The sequence below is a fragment of the Oryzihumus sp. genome, from assembly GCF_054325275.1.
This window is the reverse complement of record NZ_JBTCWL010000137.1, coordinates 1-1,566: the sequence shown is the minus strand read 5'-3', so window position 1 is coordinate 1,566 and position 1,566 is coordinate 1. Positions and strand designations below refer to the sequence as shown.

General features: G+C 75.2%; 3 protein-coding genes. 1 reads left to right on the top strand and 2 read right to left on the bottom strand.

The window, feature by feature from the left end; translation table 11 throughout:
• Positions 1-2: 2 nt before the first annotated feature.
• Both ACXVGS_RS19030 and ACXVGS_RS19025 read right to left on the bottom strand, forming a co-directional pair.
• Positions 3-935, bottom strand: a complete 933-nt coding sequence (locus tag ACXVGS_RS19030) for a M48 family metalloprotease (protein WP_458538230.1) — start codon at positions 933-935, stop codon at positions 3-5.
• Positions 936-952: 17 nt separating this feature from the next.
• Positions 953-1,315 (bottom strand): BlaI/MecI/CopY family transcriptional regulator, encoded by a 363-nt coding sequence (locus ACXVGS_RS19025; protein WP_458538229.1) that lies wholly within the window; start codon positions 1,313-1,315, stop codon positions 953-955.
• A 114-nt stretch (positions 1,316-1,429) separates the two neighbouring features.
• Between ACXVGS_RS19025 and ACXVGS_RS19020 the strand changes: the two genes are divergently transcribed.
• On the top strand, positions 1,430-1,566 hold a 137-nt coding region (locus tag ACXVGS_RS19020), incomplete at its 3' end, for a cytochrome ubiquinol oxidase subunit I (protein ID WP_458538231.1).

Here is a 1,566-nt window from a genome sequence, read left to right as displayed (position 1 = left end):
CGTCAGACGGCGGGGACGACGAGCAGCGCGGTCGGGGCGAGGATCAGCAGCGTCGCCGCGGCGAGGGCGGCCCACCGGGCGGCCGCGGACAGCGGTGCGGGCGGGTCGAGCAGCCGGACGACGCGGGCGCGGATCCCGCTGCCGGTGACGGCGAGCGCGCCCTCGGGCACACCTCCCCCGCCGTCGGCCCCGGCGGCGGCGACGATCGCGCGGGCCAGCGTGCGCCGCGGCTCGGGACCGGGCAGCGAGCCGAGTGCGACGTCGTCGGCCCGCATCTCCACCAGCTCCCGGACCGCCGCGTGCGCGCGGGCGGCCGCGGGCAGCACGGGAAGCGCGGCCTCCCACGCCACGAACGGCAGCAGGAGCAGGTGATGGTGCTCCTTCAGGTGCGCGCGCTCGTGCGCGACGACGGCGGCCAGTTGCTCGTCGTCGAGCTCGGCCACCATGCCCGAGGAGAACACCAGCAGTGGGCGCGCCCCCGGGATGCAGAACGCGACCGGCGCCGGGTGGTCGAGCAGCCGCGCGTCGGGGACGTCGACCGCCGGACGGACGACGAGCTCGAGCAGCGCCCGGTGCCTGCGGCGGGTGCGCGTCGTGCGCACCCAGGAGAGCAGCAGCACCCCCACCAACTCCGCCGCCAGGACTCCGGCCAGGGTCAGCGCGACCCAGTGGTCGCCGCGCACCGGATCGACGGCCGGCCGCCCACGCGCCAGCGCCCAGGCCGCACCCGGCACCGACGCCCCCCAGGGCGCGAGCCCGTGGACGAGCAGCGCCCCGATCATCGACAACCCACCGGCCAGCCCGACCGCCTGCCAGCAGACGAGCGCGACCAGCGGGTCGCGCCGGGCCCAGCCGGCGCGCGCGAGCAGGGCGGGGACGGGCCAGGCGAGCAGCGCCGCCAGGACGGCGAGCGCGGCCGCGGTGGCGGGCAGCACGGGCGGGCGGAGCGGTGTCAGCCGCGCGCGGCGTCGTCCGCGCCGGCGAGCAGCTCCCGGAGCAGCCGGGCCTCGTCCTGCGACACGCTGCCGACGAACCGGGCCAGCACGGCCTGCCGGTCACCGGAGTTGCCGAGCACCTCGTGCATGAGCTCGGCGGAGTGATCGGCCCGGGAGGCACTGGCGCGGAAGCGGCGCGGCCGCTCGTCGTCGTGGACGACGAAGCCCTTGTGCTCGAGCCGGGTCAGCACCGTGTGCACGGTGGTGAGCGCGACCCCACGGTCGGCGAGCTCCTCGCGCAGCGTCGTGGCCGCGACCGGACCGTCCGCGGACCACAACCGGTCCATGACCGCACGCTCCAGCTCCCCCAGCGACGCCACGGTTCCTCCTGTCTCGCAGCTCACAGCACGGTGTTCTACGTGTCGTAGAAAAATGTCTTCTACCCGGCGTAGAAAGAACGAGTCGATCGTAGCTCGCCGAGGAGGGCACAGACTGTGGACGTCCTGGACATCGCACGCTGGCAGTTCGGGATCACGACCGTCTACCACTTCCTGATGGTCCCGCTGACCATCGGCCTCGGGGTGCTGGTCGCGGTCATGCACACCATGTGGGTGCGCACCGACAAGCCCGA